16 protein-coding genes are annotated in these 17,385 nt (G+C 58.5%); 11 read left to right on the top strand and 5 right to left on the bottom strand.

The window, feature by feature from the left end:
* Nucleotides 1–13: 13 nt before the first annotated feature.
* Together KI614_RS05755 and KI614_RS05750 are read right to left on the bottom strand one after the other, a co-directional pair.
* A complete protein-coding gene (locus tag KI614_RS05755; RefSeq protein ID WP_226408487.1) occupies nucleotides 14–3,112 on the bottom strand; it encodes a PAS domain-containing hybrid sensor histidine kinase/response regulator in 3,099 nt (1,032 codons plus the stop codon).
* A gap of 15 nt (nucleotides 3,113–3,127) precedes the next feature.
* Nucleotides 3,128–4,180 carry an HD-GYP domain-containing protein gene (locus KI614_RS05750; RefSeq protein WP_226408485.1) on the bottom strand — a complete coding sequence of 351 codons (1,053 nt, stop codon included), beginning with the start codon at nucleotides 4,178–4,180 and terminating at the stop codon, nucleotides 3,128–3,130.
* A 54-nt stretch (nucleotides 4,181–4,234) separates the two neighbouring features.
* On the opposite strand from KI614_RS05750, the gene KI614_RS05745 reads away from it, so the two are divergent.
* From KI614_RS05745 to nosD, 5 genes are all read left to right on the top strand, one after another.
* Complete coding sequence (locus KI614_RS05745; RefSeq protein WP_226408483.1) at nucleotides 4,235–4,843, top strand: septation protein A; 609 nt, start codon at nucleotides 4,235–4,237, stop codon at nucleotides 4,841–4,843.
* Nucleotides 4,843–5,145: a YciI family protein gene (locus KI614_RS05740; protein ID WP_203469150.1), complete on the top strand. Its 303-nt coding sequence runs from the start codon at nucleotides 4,843–4,845 to the stop codon at nucleotides 5,143–5,145. Before KI614_RS05745 ends, KI614_RS05740 begins: the two co-directional genes overlap by 1 nt.
* Nucleotides 5,142–5,408 carry a BolA family protein gene (locus KI614_RS05735; RefSeq protein ID WP_226408482.1) on the top strand — a complete coding sequence of 89 codons (267 nt, stop codon included), beginning with the start codon at nucleotides 5,142–5,144 and terminating at the stop codon, nucleotides 5,406–5,408. The genes KI614_RS05740 and KI614_RS05735 overlap by 4 nt, the downstream gene beginning before the upstream one ends.
* Nucleotides 5,409–5,445: 37 nt before the next feature.
* Nucleotides 5,446–6,237 (top strand): peptidyl-prolyl cis-trans isomerase, encoded by a 792-nt coding sequence (locus KI614_RS05730; RefSeq protein WP_226408479.1) that lies wholly within the window; start codon nucleotides 5,446–5,448, stop codon nucleotides 6,235–6,237.
* 200 nt (nucleotides 6,238–6,437) lie between these two features.
* Nucleotides 6,438–7,598: a nitrous oxide reductase family maturation protein NosD gene (gene nosD / locus KI614_RS05725; RefSeq protein WP_226408477.1), complete on the top strand. Its 1,161-nt coding sequence runs from the start codon at nucleotides 6,438–6,440 to the stop codon at nucleotides 7,596–7,598.
* On the opposite strand, the gene KI614_RS05720 is transcribed toward nosD, so the two are convergent.
* Together KI614_RS05720 and KI614_RS05715 are read right to left on the bottom strand one after the other, a co-directional pair.
* Nucleotides 7,590–8,435, bottom strand: coding sequence for an HDOD domain-containing protein (locus KI614_RS05720; RefSeq protein WP_226408475.1), 846 nt, complete (start codon nucleotides 8,433–8,435; stop codon nucleotides 7,590–7,592). The genes nosD and KI614_RS05720 overlap by 9 nt on opposite strands.
* Before the next feature lie 65 nt (nucleotides 8,436–8,500).
* Entirely contained in the window at nucleotides 8,501–9,442 is a 942-nt protein-coding gene (locus KI614_RS05715) for a CysB family HTH-type transcriptional regulator (protein ID WP_203469145.1), read from the bottom strand.
* A gap of 81 nt (nucleotides 9,443–9,523) precedes the next feature.
* Between KI614_RS05715 and KI614_RS05710 the strand changes: the two genes are divergently transcribed.
* The 6 genes from KI614_RS05710 to KI614_RS05685 all read left to right on the top strand — a co-directional run bounded on the left by KI614_RS05710 (nucleotide 9,524) and on the right by KI614_RS05685 (nucleotide 15,073).
* Nucleotides 9,524–10,300, top strand: coding sequence for a sulfite exporter TauE/SafE family protein (locus tag KI614_RS05710; RefSeq protein WP_226408473.1), 777 nt, complete (start codon nucleotides 9,524–9,526; stop codon nucleotides 10,298–10,300).
* Nucleotides 10,301–10,309: 9 nt separating this feature from the next.
* The gene (locus KI614_RS05705; RefSeq protein ID WP_226408471.1) at nucleotides 10,310–11,983 is read left to right on the top strand and encodes a nitrite/sulfite reductase; all 1,674 of its coding nucleotides are present in this window, start codon (nucleotides 10,310–10,312) and stop codon (nucleotides 11,981–11,983) included.
* A complete protein-coding gene (locus KI614_RS05700) occupies nucleotides 11,983–12,495 on the top strand; it encodes a DUF934 domain-containing protein (RefSeq protein WP_226408469.1) in 513 nt (170 codons plus the stop codon). The genes KI614_RS05705 and KI614_RS05700 overlap by 1 nt, the downstream gene beginning before the upstream one ends.
* Nucleotides 12,496–12,504: 9 nt before the next feature.
* Entirely contained in the window at nucleotides 12,505–13,230 is a 726-nt protein-coding gene (locus KI614_RS05695; protein ID WP_226408467.1) for a phosphoadenylyl-sulfate reductase, read from the top strand.
* A gap of 110 nt (nucleotides 13,231–13,340) precedes the next feature.
* Entirely contained in the window at nucleotides 13,341–14,636 is a 1,296-nt protein-coding gene (locus tag KI614_RS05690; protein ID WP_226408465.1) for a hypothetical protein, read from the top strand.
* A gap of 2 nt (nucleotides 14,637–14,638) precedes the next feature.
* Nucleotides 14,639–15,073 carry a hypothetical protein gene (locus KI614_RS05685; protein WP_226408463.1) on the top strand — a complete coding sequence of 145 codons (435 nt, stop codon included), beginning with the start codon at nucleotides 14,639–14,641 and terminating at the stop codon, nucleotides 15,071–15,073.
* On the opposite strand, the gene KI614_RS05680 is transcribed toward KI614_RS05685, so the two are convergent.
* The gene (locus KI614_RS05680; protein ID WP_226408461.1) at nucleotides 15,049–17,313 is read right to left on the bottom strand and encodes a response regulator; all 2,265 of its coding nucleotides are present in this window, start codon (nucleotides 17,311–17,313) and stop codon (nucleotides 15,049–15,051) included. The two genes, KI614_RS05685 and KI614_RS05680, sit on opposite strands and share 25 nt — an antisense overlap.
* Nucleotides 17,314–17,385: the final 72 nt, after the last annotated feature.

Raw genomic sequence — 17,385 nt, 5'->3', positions numbered from 1 at the left:
GCTCGGCAATGCTTTATGCAATCTGTTGAGTGTAGCAGGCCGCAATGGCCGCCAGCAATTCGTCCAGCCTGATGGGTTTTGAAACATAACCATCCATGCCGCCGGCAAGGCAACGCTCGCGATCGCCGGCCATCGCATTCGCCGTCATCGCAATGATCGGCACATGCTTGCCGCTGCCGGCTTCGCGCCGCCGAATTTCTGCAGTCGCGGCCAGACCGTCCATGACCGGCATCTGAAGGTCCATCAGGATCACATCGAAATCCTGCCCGGCGGAGCGGTCGACCGCGACAGCACCGTTTTCCGCCACGCTCAGGCGATGACCTTGTTTGCGCAACAAGGCCAGGGCCAGTTTCTGATTGACCGGATTATCTTCGACCAGCAGGATATTCAGGCCATCCAGTGGCTGCACCGCGCTCGGCAACGATGCGTCGATACCTGCCACGTCCTTCGTTTTTTCAAGCATGCCGGCCAGCGTTTCAAACACCTCATCGCAAACCAGCGGCTTGGTCAGAAAAGCCGGCACGCCCAGTTCGCGACAACGCTGCGCATCGCGCCCGAATGTGGTCGCCGGAATCATCATCAGCACAGGCGGCGCAAAGGAAAGCTCGGCCAGGGCACCAAGCAGCGCAAAACCGTCTCCATCGGGCAGCGCCGAATCGAGCACGATCAGGCAAAACGGATCAGCCGCGTCAAATGCCTGACGCAGCGCCGCCGGCACCGCTTGTGTATGGTCAAACAGCGTTGTGCGGAATCCCCAGGCTTGCAGCATGCTGCCCATCGCTTCTCGCGTGGCCGCCAGATCATCGACAACCAGCACACGCCGCCCGTGGAATCCGGCCGGCAAAGCCTGTGCCGGCGGTGCGTTGCGTGGCTGCCCGGCGGTCAGGGTAAAGCTGAAATCGCTGCCCTGCCCTTCCGTGCTCTCGACCCAGATACGCCCGCCCATCAGGCTGACCAGCTTGCTGCAGATGGTCAGCCCCAGCCCGGTCCCACCGAAGCGGCGGGCCACCGATGAATCCGCCTGGGAAAAAGCTTCAAAAATTGTCTCCAGCTTGCCAGCCGGAATGCCGATGCCGGTATCGCTGACCGTAAACCGCAGGCTCAAACCGCCGTTCTCTTCGCCATCCAGACTGACCTTGAGCCGGATATGACCGCGATCGGTGAATTTGATGGCATTGCCCAGCAGATTGATGATCAGTTGCCGCAAACGTCCGGGATCACTTTCGATCCATGTCGGCACCGCCGGGTCGATATCGACGACCAGTTCGAGTTTTTTCTGCTCGCAGCGCAAACCGAGCGGCTTGACCACTTCGCGCAGCAAGGCCGGCAACGGGAAGCGAATCTGCTCGACGGTCATCTTGCCCGCCTCGATTTTGGAGAAATCGAGAATATCGTTGATCAACACCAGCAAGGCATCGGCCGATGAGCGGACCATTTCGAGGTATTGCCGCTGCTCGTCGTCCAGCCGTGTTTCCAGGGCCAGCGCGGTCATCCCGATGATGCCATTCATCGGCGTGCGAATTTCGTGGCTCATGTTGGCCAGGAAATCACTCTTCGCCCGATTGGCCGTTTCGGCAACATCACGGGCTTCGCGCAACTCTTCGGCCGCCAGCTTGCGGCCGGTGATGTCGTGGAACAGCCAGAGATGGCCGCGACAATCCTCCGGCTGCGGATGGAAGGGGAAAAGATAGATCGGGAAATATTCGAAAGCCAGGATCCGGCCATCGGCCAGTTGCAACTCGTGTTCGGTCGACAATTCGCCCGCCTCGACAATCCTGAGCGCATCCGCCAGAAACCGCGGGGCATCGAGGACGTTATCCCGACACGCTTCGAACAGTTCACGCGATGGCTTGCCGGCAATATCCATCGAGATATCGTCAATCCCGAAGAGGCCGAACAAAGCCTGATTGGCCATCACCGTCCGGTGCAGCTCATCCTCGACCAGCACTCCGGAATGCATGCTTTCAATCAAGGCCGAAAGACGCGAACTGGTCGACAGCAGATACTCTTCGTCCCGCTTGCGCAGCGTGATGTCCTGAAATGCAACGACCGTACCGGCAAACTGCTCGTTTTCAAAAAGCGGCACCGAGACCACCGAAATCGGGAAGACATGGCCATCGCGCGCGGTGAAGGCGTCGAATTCGGAACGGAAAGGATGGCATGCGGCAACCGGGGCATGCATCGGACATTCATCACGACTGAGCGGCAAGCCGGAAGCCGTCTTGAAATGGATCGCAGCGTGCAGATCCTGCCCCAGCAGCTCATCGCGCGACCAGCCAAGCAGCCGTTCGGCTTCGGCATTCATGAAGGTGCAACGCCCTTCGGCATCCGCCGCAACCACCCCTTCGCCGAGCGCATCGGTCAGGCTTTTCAGGAAGAGATTCTGCTTCTCGATGTGAGCCTCCTGATGCATCAGGCGAATCGAGACGCGATTCAAGGAAGCAACCAGGCTGCCAATTTCCAGATTGCCTTGGAAGTCCGGCAACTGTTTGCCGCGGTCAACATCGAGCCGGGCGGCAAATTGGGTTGCCGCCTCAAGTACCCGCATCGACCGGGCCAGCAGGAGCAACAGCAGCAAGACGGAAGCGACAATCGCCAGCGCGCCGGCAACCAGGCTGTCGCGCCACATGTGATTGCGCTGTTCGTCGAGCCGGGCCAGGCTGATTTCGATACGCACCCAGCCAGCCGCCCCTTCGCCCGGCAAAGGCTGCCAGACTACCTTCTGGCCGGCGATTTCCTGTTCATGGCCGGCACTGGCCGGCAAATCGAATGCCTTGTTGCTGATGTCGGAAAAAACCTGGCCATCGTCCTCTTTGCGAACGCCGGCCAGCGAACGTCCGTCCGGGCCGATGACATGGATCGCGCGGGCATCCGGGTAAGTGGCAATCGGGGAAAGCAGACGATTCAGTTCGCCGCGACTGGCCCGCGCAAGATCGACGGCAATGATTTCCGCCAGGCTGCGCGCCAGGACTTCGGTCTGGCGCGTCATCATCCGTTCGCCGCTCTCGCTCTGCTCATTCACCGTGTAGGCGGTGTACAGCGCGACGATAAGAACGAACAGCACGGCCACAACCAGCGCAATCTGGTGGCTGAAACGACGCAGGATCAACACAGGCGCTCCCTGGGCCTAGATCATCGGGACTTCTTCATCCCTGAAGCGCTGTCGGATATCGAGAATCTGATCCTTGCAGGCCAGGAAGGCTTCGACACACATCGGGTCAAAGTGCAAACCTCGCCCATCTTCGAGAAACTTGCAGGCATCCTCGATCGGCCAGGCTTTTTTGTAGGGCCGCTCGGAAGTCAGCGCATCGAACACATCGGCCACGGCAACGATGCGGCCGAAAATGGGAATTTTGTTCCCCTGCAATCCGTGCGGGTAGCCTGTTCCATCGAATTTTTCATGGTGCGAGATGGCGACCTCGGCCCCGGCCCGCAGGATCTCCGAGCCGCTGTCTTTGAGCAGTTCATAGCCGAGACGAGCATGCCCCTTCATGACTTCGAACTCCTCCGGCGTCAGCTTGCCCGGCTTGAGCAGGATGTAATCGGGAATGCCGATCTTGCCGACATCATGCATCGGTGCGGCTTCGAGAATCAGTTTCTGGGCATTGGCATCGAGCCCGAGAGCCCGGGCGATGACCTGCGAGTAGTGCGCCATCCGCTGAATATGGGCGCCGGTTTCCGGATCGCGGAATTCGGCTGCGCGCGACATGCGGAAAATCAGCTCTTTTTCACGATCGCGAATTTCACGGGTTTGTTCGTCCACCAGCGAAGCCAGATGCTCGGCGCGGTCAGCCAGGAACTTCTGGCCGCTGCGCAGCGAAAGCATGTTGCGGGCACGAGCTGAAAACTCGACACGGTCGATCGGCTTGGTCAGGAAATCGTTGGCACCGCCGAGCAAGGCTTCGTAGCGGATATCTTTCTGGTCATTCGCCGTGACCATCAAGACCGGGATTTCATTGCGCCCATGCAAGGCACGGAAGGCGTTGATGAATTTCAGGCCATCCATGTCCGGCATCATGTAATCGACAATCACCAGGTCGGGAATGTTTTCCCGGCACCAGTCGAGCGCCTTGAGCGGATTTTCGAAAAGAATGGGATTGCATTCCCCCAGCTTGAGCACCAGCGCCTTGATCAGGGTCAGGTTGATATCGCTGTCGTCGATGATCAGGACGGTGTGCATGGACGTACTCGCTCGCGCAATGAGGTGAAGAAGCGCAGTATATAATGCTCCGCCATGAAACTGCTTTTCGACCTTTTCCCCGTCATCCTCTTCTTTGTCGCCTTCAAGTATTCGGAAAAAAATCCCGAACTTGCGGCCAGCTGGGTAGCCTCGCTGCTCGGCTCTGCTGCGGTCGACATCAAGCAGGCCCCCATTTTGCTCGCCACGGTCGTCGTCATCGCGGCAACGGTCGCCCAGATTGCCTGGGTCTGGTTCAAGCACGGCAAAGTCGACAAGATGCTCTGGGTCAGCCTGGTGCTGGTCGGTGTCTTCGGCGGCATGACGCTGATTTTCCAGAACGAGAATTTCATCAAATGGAAACCGACCATTCTTTACTGGGTATTCGCTGGCAGCATGGCGTTTTCCGCGCTGGTCCTGAAGAAAAATGCGATCAAGGCGATGCTCGGCGAGCAAATGAAGCTGCCTGAAGCCGTCTGGGCCCGGGTCAATCTTTCGTGGGTCGCCTTTTTCTCCTTCATGGGCTGCCTGAACCTCTTTGTGGCCTTCAATTTCACGACCGATACCTGGGTCAATTTCAAGCTCTTCGGCGGCATGGGCCTGCTGTTTGTGTTCGTACTCGGCCAGGGCATGCTGCTTTCCAAATACGTTGAGGAAGAAAAATAATGCTTTACGTCATCATCGGTGAAGATCGCCCCGGCTCGCTCGACCAGCGCATGGCTGCCCGCCCGGCTCATCTCGAACGCCTGCATGCCCTGCAGGCCGAAGCCCGCCTGGTACTGGCCGGCCCCTGCCCGGCAATCGACTCGCCGGATCCAGGTCCGGCCGGCTTCTCCGGCAGCATCATCATTGCCGAATTCAGCTCGCTGGCGGCCGCACAAGGCTGGGCCGATGCCGACCCGTACATTGCGGCCGGCGTTTATGAGAAAGTCACCGTCAAACCTTTCAAGAAAGCCCTGCCGGCGTGAGCAGCGAAACCGTCGCACACCTGCGTGAACGGCTTGCCAGCTTGCAACCGCTGTCGATCGAGATCGAGGATGAATCGCATCGCCACGCCGGACACGCCGGTGCCAAAGATGGCGGACACTACCAAGTAACGATTGTTTCCAGTGCTTTTAGCGGGAAAAATACGGTTGCCCGGCATCGGCTGGTTTACGATGCGGCAGGTGATTTGATGCGCGGCCGTATTCATGCGCTCGGCATCCATGCTTTTGCACCGGGCGAAGTATAATTTTCCGGTTACCCCCTTCCACCCAAGGATCAACTACATGTTCAAGATTTCCCGTCTGGCTGCCCTGCTGATCGGTAGCGCCCTCATTTCCGCCCCGGCTTTTGCCGTTGAAAAGGGCAAACCGTTTGCCACGGTCAACGGCCAGCCGATCTCGCAAACCGTCTACGATGCTTTCTACGCCGAGCAAAAAACCCAGGGCGCTCCGGACGGAGCCGAGCTCCAGAATGCCGTCAAGGAAGAACTGGTCCGCCGCGAAGTCCTCGCCCAGGAAGCCAAGAAAAAGGGCCTCGACAAGAAGACCGACATCCAGGGTCAAATCGAACTGGCCAAGCAGGCCGTGCTGATCCGTGCCTACCTGTCGGATTACGTCCGTGCCAACCCGATCACCGAAGCCCAGCTCAAGGCTGAATACGACGGCATCAAGGCCAACCTCGGCAATACCGAATACAAGGCCCGCCACGTTCTGGTCGAAAAGGAAGATGAAGCCAAGGCCATCATCGCCAAGCTCGACAAGGGTGAAAAATTCTCCGAACTGGCCAAGCAATCCAAGGACCCAGGCTCCAAGGACAAGGGCGGCGACCTCGGCTGGAGCTCACCGAACTCCTACGTCAAGCCGTTTGCCGACGCACTGTCCAAGCTGAAGAAGGGTGAGTACACCAAGGCCCCGGTTCACTCCGACTTCGGTTATCACGTCATCCAGCTCGAAGACTCCCGTCCGCTGACCCCGCCTCCGTACGACCAGGTCAAGCCGCAGCTTCAGCAACGCGCCAGCCAGCAGCAGGTTGAAAACCTGGTCAAGGAACTGCGCAACAAGGCCAAGGTTAACTAAAACCGGCCCCGCCGGATCGATGCCCACCCGTGCGGTGGGCATTTTTTTGCCTGCTCTCCGGCGCGATACAAGACAAAACTCAAGCAAACTTGATCCATGTCCATGCCAAGCCACCATCCGAATCGCTATATTCGGCAACGATGAAATACCTTGGACTGGTCCTTTCGATACTCTGCTGCGCCTGCCTCAATAGCCAACTCATGGCCGCGCAGCCGCTCCAACCCTGGCTTGATACCGCGCTGCCCGGGACCAGCCTGCGCCTGCCTCCCGGCACCTACCAGGGGCCGGCAACCATCAACAAGCCGCTGACCCTGGAAGGCGACGGCAAGGTCATCATCGAAGCCGGCGGTCGCGGAACGGTACTCACCGTCAAAGCCGACTACGTCACATTGCGCGGCCTGACCCTGCGCGGCAGCGGCGATTCACACGATGCGATCGATGGTGGCCTGATGGCCGAAGGCAATCATTTGCTGATTGAAGATAACCGGATTGAGGATGTCCTGTTCGGCATCACCCTCCACCGCAGCAACGACAGCGTTATACGCCGCAACCGGGTGCGTTCGCGGCCAGTCGATTCTGCCGAACGCGGCGATGGCATACGCCTCTGGTACAGCACCGGCAATCGCATCGAAAACAACGACATCGCGCAGATTCGCGACATCACGGTGAGCAATTCACCCCGCAACCGGTTTACCGGCAATGTCGTCAAGGACAGCCGGCGCGCCTTGAATTTCCTGTTTGCCAATCGAACACTGGTTGAAAACAATCATTTCGAAAACAACTCGACCGGAATCATTGCACTCAACTCCGATGGCCTGATCATCCGCCGCAACCGGATCATTCACTCGATGGATGCCTCGGGGGCCGGCGTGGCGCTCAAGGAAACCTCCTCCGCCCTGATCGACAGCAACGAGATCGTGCACTGCGCCCACGGCATCATGGCCGATTCGCCGATGAACCCGATCAACCGGATCGTTTTCATCAACAACCTGATTGCCCACAACATTACCGGGATTTATTTCTACGGTGCCAAGGGGGGGCACATGGCGATCAACAATACGATTCGCAACAATCTCTGGCCCGTCAGCATCATCGGGGATGGCGATCCGATGAACGACACCTGGTGGGGCAACCTCTGGGACGACTACGAAGGATTTGATCTCAACGGCGACGGTTTCGGCGACAAGCCGCACGAACTGTACGCTTACGCCGACCGAATCTGGATGGACACGCCCGCCGCCAAGTTCTTCAGGAATTCGCCCGTTCTCGAATTACTCGACTTCCTGGAGCGACTGGCCCCGTTCTCGGCACCTTCGCTGATCCTGCGCGATACGGCGCCACGCATGAAAGCCTTACGCTAACCACTCCAGCATGTCTTCGATCAGATCGTCGACCGCCCCCAGCGACAGCTGAAAAAACTGACAGGCAGCAGAAGCGGCCTTGGCCCATTCATGTTCGCCATCGCCCTGATTGTGCAGACGGATGATGTGTTCGGCCAGGACGCAGATAGCGATCAGTCCGCGCGCATCATCGGAAACACGTCCGGGATTGGCAAGGACGCTGTAATCATGGTGGTGCAAAATGCCTTCCGAAACGAAATCCGGCAGATGCCAGCGACGGGCAAGGAAATAGCCGACAACCGCGTGATTGGTGCCTAGCGCCCTGTCTTCGACTTCGGTAAATTTCAATTCTTCCGTCGCGTTGGCTTCAGCCAATACTTCGCGACACTGCGGAAAGCGTTTCATGATCAGCGGAATCCCGCAATCATGAAACAGGCCGAAGGTATAGGCCACATCCGGCCGGACACAGCGCAACCGGCGAGCCAGTTCGGCTGAAAGATTGGCCGTCTGGGCCGATGATTCCCAGAAACGGTCCATCGAAATTCCCGAGGAATCCGACAGCGCGGCCTTCATCAGTTGCGACACCAGCAGATTGAATATCTGCTGGGTTCCCAGGACGTTGAGTGCCTGGAGAATCGACGTCAACTTATGCCCGCCCGAAAATGCCGGAGAATTGGCAATCCGCATCAACTGGCCGGAAAGCGCCACATCCTTGCTGACCAGACGAACGATATCCCGCTGGTCAGGCGCGTCCTTTTTCAATTCGGCATCCAGCGCAATCAGGACTGCCGGGCAAGGCGGAATATCGACACCCTGCAATAAAAGCTGCAACTGTTTTTCTTCGGAAACGGCGTTCATCGGGAAGCTCCTGAGCGGACGTTGAAGCTTACGCTGGGCCAGAAACCCTGAACATCAGACAAAAGTCATAACTGATACTCATCACCGCCGCCCTGCATCGCCATCTCGACCACTCGCTTCGACAGATGCGGCGCAAACAAGCCAATAAAATCATAATCGTAGCGCCGCAGATAGGTCCCGCGCCGCAAGGCCAGCCGGGTCGTGTTGGATTCGAACAAATGTGCAGCGTCAACCGCGACAAGGCCGCTGTCTCGTTGCGCATCGAATGCCAGCGCAGAAATGATGCCCAAGCCAAGCCCGAGGCTGACGTAGGTCTTGATCACATCGGCATCCAGCGCCGTGAGGGCGATGTTCGGCTGGGCAGAGATCCGCTCGAAAGCGCGATTGATCCGCGAACGTCCGGTAAATGCCGTGTCATAGGTAATCAACGGCCAGCGCACCAGTTCGTTGAGCGACAGCGGCACAGTCTTCAAAATGGGATGCGCCTCCGGGGCGATCACGCAATGGCTCCACTGCCGGACCGGCAATGTCACCAGCTGCGGGTACTGATCGAGCGACTCGGTTGCAATCCCGATATCGGCTTCACCGGCCGCCACCCATTCGGCGATCTGGGTTGGGCTGCCCTGGTGCATTTCCAGCTTGACGGTTGGATGCTGGGCGACAAAATCACGCACCACCACCGGCAAGGCGTAACGCGCCTGGGTGTGGGTTGCCGCCAGAATCAGTCGCCCGCTGTCGCCAGTAGCAAATTCGGCACTGGCCCGTTTGAGGTTTTCCGCCTCGCGCAAAATGCGTTCGGCAATCCCAAGCACCACCTTGCCGGGTTCGGTCACACCGGTAAAACGCTTGCCACTGCGTTCGAAGATGGAAATACCCAGCTCATCTTCAAGCAATTTGACCTGCTTCGAGATGCCTGGCTGCGAGGTGTACAGAGACTCGGCAGCCTCTGAAACATTGAGGCCCTGGCGCTGGATTTCAACGATGTAGCGAAGCTGCTGGAGTTTCATGGATAGACTAATAACTAAAATTTATAACAATCTAACTCAATATTCTTTTTGTTTCAAATCGCCCCCTGTACGATGCGCGCCATGGATATTCTTTACACCCTTTCCGGCTTTGCGGTCGGCGCGATTGTCGGCCTCACCGGTGTTGGCGGAGGCTCGCTGATGACGCCGCTGCTCGTGCTGGTGTTTGGCGTTCACCCGGCCACGGCGGTGGGCACCGATCTGCTTTATGCCGCCATGACCAAGGCCGGCGGCACCGTGGCACACGGTCGCAAGGGACATATCGACTGGACGATTACCAGCCGGCTGGCGCTCGGCAGCATTCCGGCTGCGGCGATCACCTTGTGGATTCTTTCGCAACTGCCCAAAGGTAGCAACGCGATAGGGGCAATCATTGCCAATGGTCTGGGTTTCGCGCTGCTGCTCACTGCCGTTGCCATCCTGTTTGGCCGCAAATTGCGCGATTACGCCGCGCAGCATGATGACTCGCCGCTGCGCCAGTGCTGCCTTGGCAAGATCACGGTGGCCGTCGGCGCGATTCTCGGTGTGCTGGTCACCATTTCTTCGGTTGGTGCCGGCGCACTGGGCGTTGCGGCCCTTTTCTTTCTTTATCCCAAACTTTCTCCGGTCAAGATTGTCGGATCGGATGTTGCCCATGCCGTACCGCTGACCCTGGTTGCCGGCCTCGGCCACTGGATGCTCGGCGGTGTCGATTGGGCACTGCTCGGCAGCCTGCTGCTTGGTTCACTGCCCGGAATCTGGCTTGGCACGCAAGTTTCTGCCAAGGTCCCGGAACACATTCTTCGCCGGATTCTGGCCTCCATGCTTGTCCTCATCGGCAGCAAGCTGGTCTTTGCTTAAGGAAATACCATGTACAAATACGATGCCATCGATCGCCAGCTCGTCAATGAGCGCGTGGCCCAGTTCCGTGATCAGGTTCGTCGCTGGAAAGCCGGCGAACTGGCCGATGACGAATTCCGTCCGCTGCGCCTGCAAAATGGCCTTTACATCCAGCGCCATGCGCCGATGTTCCGGGTTGCCGTGCCCTACGGCATGCTCAATTCTGCCCAGATGCGTACGCTGGCCAGCGTTGCACGCAAATACGATCGCGGTTACGGCCACTTCACGACGCGCCACAATCTGCAGCTGAACTGGCCGAAGATCGAGGATGTGCCGGAAATCATGGCCGAGCTGGCCGAAGTCGAGATGCATGCCATCCAGACCTCCGGCAACTGCCTGCGCAACATCACCACCGACCCGTTTGCCGGCGTTGCTGCCGATGAGGTGATCGACCCGCGCCCGCTGGCTGAAATCCTCCGCGAATGGACCACCTTCCATCCGGAATTTGCCTTCCTGCCGCGCAAGTTCAAGATCGCCATTTCCGGCACCCGGGAAGACCGCGCCGTCACCTGGTTCCACGATATCGGCCTGCACCTCAAGCAGCAGGATGGTCAGGTTGGCTTCAGCGTCATCGTCGGCGGCGGCCTCGGCCGGACACCGATCCGCGGCCAGATTGTTCGTGAATTCCTGCCCTGGCAGGACATTCTTTCCTACTGCGAAGCCATCCTGCGCGTGTACAACCGCTATGGCCGCCGCGACAATGCCTACAAGGCGCGCATCAAGATTCTCGTGCAGGCCCTGGGCATCGACGCTTTCCGCGAACAGGTCGAAGCTGAATGGGTGCATGGCAAAGGCGGCCCGATGACCATTCCGCAAGCAGAATATGATCGTGTGGCAGCGCATTTCACTGCGCCGGCATACGCCTCGTGTCCCGACTGCACCCTGCCGGATGAAAAAGCCTTCCTTCGCTGGGTAGACCGCAACACGCATGCGCACAAGGTCAACGGCTACAGCGCGGTGATCCTGTCGCTCAAGCAGCATGGCATCGCACCGGGCGACATCACTTCCGAACAAATGGAAATCGTTGCCGATCTGGCCGACCAGTACAGCTTCGGCGAACTGCGCGTCAGCCACGAACAAAATGTCATCCTGGCCGATGTCAGGAAATCCGACCTGTACGAAGTCTGGCAAAAAGCCAAGGCAGCCGGCCTGGCCACGCCGAACATCGGCTTACTGACCGGCATGATCTGCTGCCCAGGCGGCGATTTCTGCGACCTGGCCAACGCCAAGTCGATCCCTATCGCCAACGCCATCCAGGCTCGGTTTGACGATCTCGACTACCTGTTCGACATCGGCGAGATCGACCTCAATATCTCAGGCTGCATGAATGCCTGCGGTCACCACCACGTTGGTCACATCGGCGTGCTCGGCGTCGACAAGAATGACTCCGAGTTCTACCAGGTGACCCTCGGCGGCCGCCAGGGCAACGATGCCAAGTTGGGCAAGGTGATCGGCCCGTCTTTCGCCGCTGATGAAATGCCGGATGTTGTCGAGAAAATCATCCAGGTTTACCTTGAGAACCGCCACGAAGATGAGCGTTTCCTCGACACCTTTGATCGCATCGGCATCGACCCGTTCAAGAACCGCGTTTACGAAGGCCGCGCGCATGGCAAGGCCAAGGCTGCACAAAAGGAGACCGCATAATGGCCCAACTGATCAAGGATTCGGCACAAGTCACGGTCGACACCTGGACAACACTCGAATTGGCCGAAGGTGAAACACCGGAAACCGTTGCCCTGCCTGCCGGCGAAATCATTTTCCCGTTCGCCGTATGGCAAGCACGCCAGGCCGAAATCATCGCGACCCACGAGCGCATCGGTCTGTTGATCCAACCCGACGAACGCATCGAAGACGTCAGCGAAGCGTTGAGCCATTTCGCGCTGATCGCCGTCAACTTCCCGAAATTTGTCGATGGTCGCGGCTATTCGACAGCCAGCCTGCTGCGCCAGCGCTACAACTACCAAGGTGAATTGCGTGCCGTCGGCGATGTCTTGCATGACCAACTGTTCTTCATGAAGCGCGTCGGTTTCGACAGCTACGCGCTGAAGGACGGCAAGAATGCAATCTACGCACTGGAAGCGGCATTCACCCCGTTCAGCGACGCTTACCAAGGCTCGACCAACCAGCCGCAACCATTTTTCCGCCGTCGTCACTGAGAGCCCGCCATGACGCCCAGCCTGCTCAACATCACCCCGGAACTGACCGCCAGCGTCGCGGCCAAGACGACCGCAGCACAGTCGCTACTGGCCGACATCGCCGGCAACTGGTCGCCGGCCACCTTCGCCAACAGCCTCGGGGCTGAAGACATGGTGCTGACCGACCTGATTGCAAAATCCGGCCTGCCGATTGAAATCTTCAGTCTCGACACCGGTCGTCTGCCGCTCGAAACCTATGACCTGATGGCTGCGGTCGACCAGCATTACGGGCTGAAACTGAAGGTTTATTTCCCGCAAAGCAGCGCCGTCGAGACATATGTCCGGACCAACGGCATCAATGCTTTCTACCAGTCGATCGAACTACGCAAAGCCTGCTGTTTTGCCCGCAAGGTCGAACCGTTGCAACGTGCCCTGGCCGGCAAGAAAGCCTGGATCACCGGCCTGCGCGCCCAGCAGGCTGCCACTCGCGTCGGTCTGCCAAACCGTGAATACGACGAAGGCAACAAGCTGGAGAAATTCAACCCGCTGGCCGACTGGACCGAAAAGGAAGTCTGGACCTATATCAAACAGAATGCCGTGCCGTACAACGCGCTGCACGACAAATTCTACCCAAGCATCGGCTGCGCTCCATGTACCCGCGCCATCAGCCTTGGCGAGGATGTACGCTCCGGCCGCTGGTGGTGGGAATCGCCTGAGCTGAAGGAATGCGGCCTGCACATCAAGGCGGCAAGCTGATCTGAAAAAGACCGGGCCGCACGCGTGGCTCGGCCGCCTGGCTGCAAAACTTTATGCAAGGCGTGTATCGGTGCTACGATACCGTACGCATAGACCAGACGAGACATACCGTGCCAGGGAACACAAGCCGGACAAGCGCCGCACAGACAGGCCAGAAATGGCTCAGCCGCGCATTGTGCGCCAGCTTTGTGCTGACGACGCTTCAGTTGATTGCCCCGGCCGACGCGGTAGCCGAGCCCGGCACGATACAAGACCGGTTCGAGTTCAGCGGCTTCGGGACACTCGGCATCGCACGCAGCGATACCAACGATGCCCGCTTCGTCCGCGACCAGACCCAACCCAGGGGCATCGGAAAATCCCCCAACGCCAAGCTGGATTCATTGCTCGGTCTGCAAGCCTACTTCCGGGCGACCGACTCGCTCGAACTGGTCGCCCAGGCGATCAGTCGTTACGGCGCCCAGGATGATTTCCGCCCCGAATTGTCGTGGGCCTTTGCCAAATACAGCATCACCCCGAACCTCACGCTGCGTGGCGGGCGGATGGGAACCGAGTTCTACATGCTGGCCGACTCCCGGCACGTCGGCTACTCCTACCTGACAGTACGCCCCCAGGTCGACTTCTTTGGGGCGCTGGCCTTTCATCACGTCGACGGCGCTGATTTGACCGGCACCGTTGCGCTGGGCGACGGGATCGTCAAAGGCAAGGTTTTTGCCGGCCGGGCCAACGAAGTTACACCGATCGGCAGCGAATTCTTCAGCCTGCGCGGCAATCCGATGGCCGGTGGCTACCTCGACTACCAGCAAGGCAATTGGCAATGGCGAGCCACTTTTGCCCAGATGACATTCAAGCACGACCTGCCTCGCCCAGTCGCCGATCTACGTGCCGCCCTGCTCGCAACGGGTATCGCCAGCGCAGCCAGTGCCGCAGAACAAATTGCACTGGAAGACACCCGCTCACGCTTTTACTCGGTGGGAGGCGTCTACGATCGCGGCCCGCTCCAGGTCCAGGCAATGCTCAGCCGGATTCGCCATGAAAGCGCCAGTTATCAGGATTCGCAGTCAGGCTATGTACTGGCCGGCTATCGACTCGGCCAGGTCACGCCGTTCGGCGGCTATTCCTGGACGCGCTCGAAAGCGAAGGAAGTCAGCTCGGGCCTGCCCAACTTTGTCCCTGCCTTTGCCCAGATCAATGACGGGCTGGCAGGTTCGCTGGCCCGCGTTCACACCGATCAGAAAACCTACACGCTGGGTGCCCGCTGGGATTTCCGCCAGAACATGGCCCTGAAAAGCCAGCTCGACATGATTCGCGGCAAACCGGATTCGATTTTCCTCTACCCGACAAGCAATCCCGGGGCTTTTGATGGAAAACTGAATATTTTCAGCCTTGCCCTCGATTTTGTCTTCTGACCATGGGCTACCTGCCGCGACTTCTCCTGCTGCTGCACATCGCCCTTGCTTCCGGCGGGGCTCAGGCTGATCTCGTCGTCGTCACCAGCCAGAAAAGCGGCATTGAGTATTTGAGTCGCCAGGAAGTGGTCAATCTGTACATGGGACGTTTGCGCACCAATACGGCAGGCAATACAGCTACGCCACTCGATCTTGCGGTCGACACCCCGGAACGGGTCGAATTCTATCGCCTGCTGGTTAACAAGGAAGCTGCGGACATCAAGGCATACTGGTCGCGGCTGGTTTTCTCCGGCGGCGCCCGCCCGCCTCAATCGGCAGAGAACATTGACGAACTGATCCGGATGATCAGCCAGACCCCCGGCCTGGTAGGCTACTTGCCACGCAAGCAGCTGGATAACCGGCTCAAGGTCATCTACGAGTTTTCAGTTTCGCCCTGAGTCCGTTGCAGTTCGGCAGAAAAAGCCATCAGTTCGACCTCAGCACGCTGCCAGCCTGCTTCGATTTCCCGCACGAGCGCACTGACCTGCGGGGTATCACCGCACTTTGCCGCACCTTCAAGTTGATTCAGCAATTCTCCCAGCCTGGCGGCGCCCATACTCTTCGAAGAAGACTTCATCCGGTGCGCCGTGCGGGCCAGCAGTTCGAGATCCCCGGCCAATAACGCTGGGCCGAGTTCCGCTACGCCGGATGCCGTCGACCCGAGGAAATTTTGCACGAAGCGCAATATCTTCACCGTATCGTTTTTAACCAGTTTGCGGATCGCCGCCGTATCGACCTCGGTAATATAAGGGGCCACGGATTGCGGCAACATCTCCAATGCCGTGGCCGCAAGCGGTGCATCGGACACCCGCTTGACCCATTTCATCACAATCCTGAAAAACTGGACGGGATCGACCGGTTTGCTGATGAAATCATTCATCCCGGCAGCAAAACACTCGTCACGATCCTCGGTTCGGGCATTGGCCGTCATCGCAATGATCGGCAGATCGGCAAACAAGGGGTTTTGACGGATACGATGGGTCGCCTCGATGCCGTCAAGTTCCGGCATGCGAACATCCATCAGTACACAATCGAAATGCATCCGTTCCAACAACGCCAGGGCCTGCAAGCCATTGCTGGCCGCCGAAACCTTGACGCCGTATTCCTCAAGCAATTCAATCGCGATTTGCTGGTTGATCAAGTTGTCTTCGGCAAGCAGGATGTGCATGCCGGAAAGATGAATCTCGTTCCCTCCGAGCCATGTCGAATCTGCCGTTTCACTTGCCACGGCATCATCCGGGGCGATTCCCAGACGCAGGGTTGCCCAGAAAGTACTGCCGCAACCAGGCGTACTTTCAACACCGACCTCGCCGCCCATCAGATCGGCCAGTTCGCGACAAATAGCCAGCCCCAAGCCCGTCCCGCCAAATTTTCGCGTTGTCGAGATATCAGCCTGTTCGAACGATGCAAAAAGACGTTTCATCTGCTCAGCAGACAGGCCGATCCCGGTATCGCTGACCGTAAAGCGGAGGCAGCAAACCTGCTCGTCTTTGCTGACCAGCCTGGCCGACAGCCTGATCGTCCCCTTGTCGGTGAATTTGATGGCGTTGTTCAGATAATTGATCAGTATCTGGCCAACCCTGAGTTCATCGCCATTCAGGCAAGCCGGAATGTCGCGGTCGACATCGACTTCAAGCTGCAATCCCTTTTCATCAGCCCGCAATGAAGCAACCCCCTCAAGGCGCCGGATCATGTTCGGCAGGCTGAAAGGCACATTTTCGAGCGTCAATTTACCCGCTTCGATCTTGGCCACATCGAGCACATCGTTGACCAGATCAAGCAAGTGGCTGCCGGAAACCCTGATTTTTTCGAGGTAATCACGCTGTTTCGCGGTCAACCCGGTTTTCAATGCCAAATGAGCCATACCCACCACAGCATTGATCGGGGTACGAATTTCATGGCTCATGTTGGCCAGAAAATCGCCTTTCGCCCGGTTGGCCCGCTCGGCCTGCTGGCGAGCCAGCGCCAGATGCGCCGTCAAATCATTGATATCCCCGACCAGACGACCTATCTCGGTTGTTTCGTGGCCTTCGGGCACGCTCAGGACGCCGCCATCTTCCTCCTTGCTCATCTGGTGCAGACGATCCGACATGTGCTTCATCGGAAAGACTATCCAGCGCAATGCGGCATAAATGGCCGCCACCGTAATGGCAATCAGCTGGAGCAGCAGGACGGAACCGGTATACAGCAACTCCTCATTGTTCAGGCGTTTCAGCTCGCTGAGATTCGGCTCGATCAACATCTCGCCAACGGCTAGTTCCGGGTCGAATGGCGAGAATATTTTCCGGCTGATGCCTGTTTTGCGCACTTTGTCGGCATCGAGCAGCGCCGGACCACGGGAAAGGTTGGTCAGCTCGCCGGAAGTAGACAGGATGACCACGCCCTGGACAATCGTGTTCTTCAGCAAGCCCTGGGCAATATCCTTGGCCAGTCCGTGATCTTCAACGAAACAGGCGGCGCTGGTTGTGCTGGCAACCGTGTCGATCAGCCCCTGCAGACGCTGGGCCACTTCTCCACGCGTCCGTTCAAAAGCCAGGTAGCCAACCAGAGCCATCAGCAGCACGCCGGCAAGAAGGGCAAAGCCGATCACGGCCTTGGCGGCCTGGAAAGCAATGCCTCGTTTGACTGGAGCGATCATCTAGCCTCTCGTGCCTTGTCTCTCTGCCACGGTAAAAGAATCAAACGCAGCGTTGACCGTGACATTCATAGT

The organism is Dechloromonas denitrificans, from assembly GCF_020510665.1.
GTDB classification, from domain to species: Bacteria; Pseudomonadota; Gammaproteobacteria; order Burkholderiales; family Rhodocyclaceae; genus Azonexus; species Azonexus denitrificans_B.
The sequence above is the reverse complement of the archived record's forward strand: the minus strand, read 5'-3'. Positions and strand labels throughout refer to the sequence as shown.

What these genes read in the sequence shown, in the direction of transcription:
- KI614_RS05750 (WP_226408485.1), bottom strand. Translation starts at nt 4,180, where the DNA reads ATGCACACCGTCCTGATCATCGACGACAGCGATATCAACCTGACCCTG.
- KI614_RS05745 (WP_226408483.1), top strand. Translation starts at nt 4,235, where the DNA reads ATGAAACTGCTTTTCGACCTTTTCCCCGTCATCCTCTTCTTTGTCGCC.
- KI614_RS05740 (WP_203469150.1), top strand. Translation starts at nt 4,843, where the DNA reads ATGCTTTACGTCATCATCGGTGAAGATCGCCCCGGCTCGCTCGACCAG.
- KI614_RS05730 (WP_226408479.1), top strand. Translation starts at nt 5,446, where the DNA reads ATGTTCAAGATTTCCCGTCTGGCTGCCCTGCTGATCGGTAGCGCCCTC.
- nosD (WP_226408477.1), top strand. Translation starts at nt 6,438, where the DNA reads ATGGCCGCGCAGCCGCTCCAACCCTGGCTTGATACCGCGCTGCCCGGG.
- KI614_RS05720 (WP_226408475.1), bottom strand. Translation starts at nt 8,435, where the DNA reads ATGAACGCCGTTTCCGAAGAAAAACAGTTGCAGCTTTTATTGCAGGGT.
- KI614_RS05715 (WP_203469145.1), bottom strand. Translation starts at nt 9,442, where the DNA reads ATGAAACTCCAGCAGCTTCGCTACATCGTTGAAATCCAGCGCCAGGGC.
- KI614_RS05710 (WP_226408473.1), top strand. Translation starts at nt 9,524, where the DNA reads ATGGATATTCTTTACACCCTTTCCGGCTTTGCGGTCGGCGCGATTGTC.
- KI614_RS05705 (WP_226408471.1), top strand. Translation starts at nt 10,310, where the DNA reads ATGTACAAATACGATGCCATCGATCGCCAGCTCGTCAATGAGCGCGTG.
- KI614_RS05700 (WP_226408469.1), top strand. Translation starts at nt 11,983, where the DNA reads ATGGCCCAACTGATCAAGGATTCGGCACAAGTCACGGTCGACACCTGG.
- KI614_RS05695 (WP_226408467.1), top strand. Translation starts at nt 12,505, where the DNA reads ATGACGCCCAGCCTGCTCAACATCACCCCGGAACTGACCGCCAGCGTC.
- KI614_RS05685 (WP_226408463.1), top strand. Translation starts at nt 14,639, where the DNA reads ATGGGCTACCTGCCGCGACTTCTCCTGCTGCTGCACATCGCCCTTGCT.
- KI614_RS05680 (WP_226408461.1), bottom strand. Translation starts at nt 17,313, where the DNA reads ATGATCGCTCCAGTCAAACGAGGCATTGCTTTCCAGGCCGCCAAGGCC.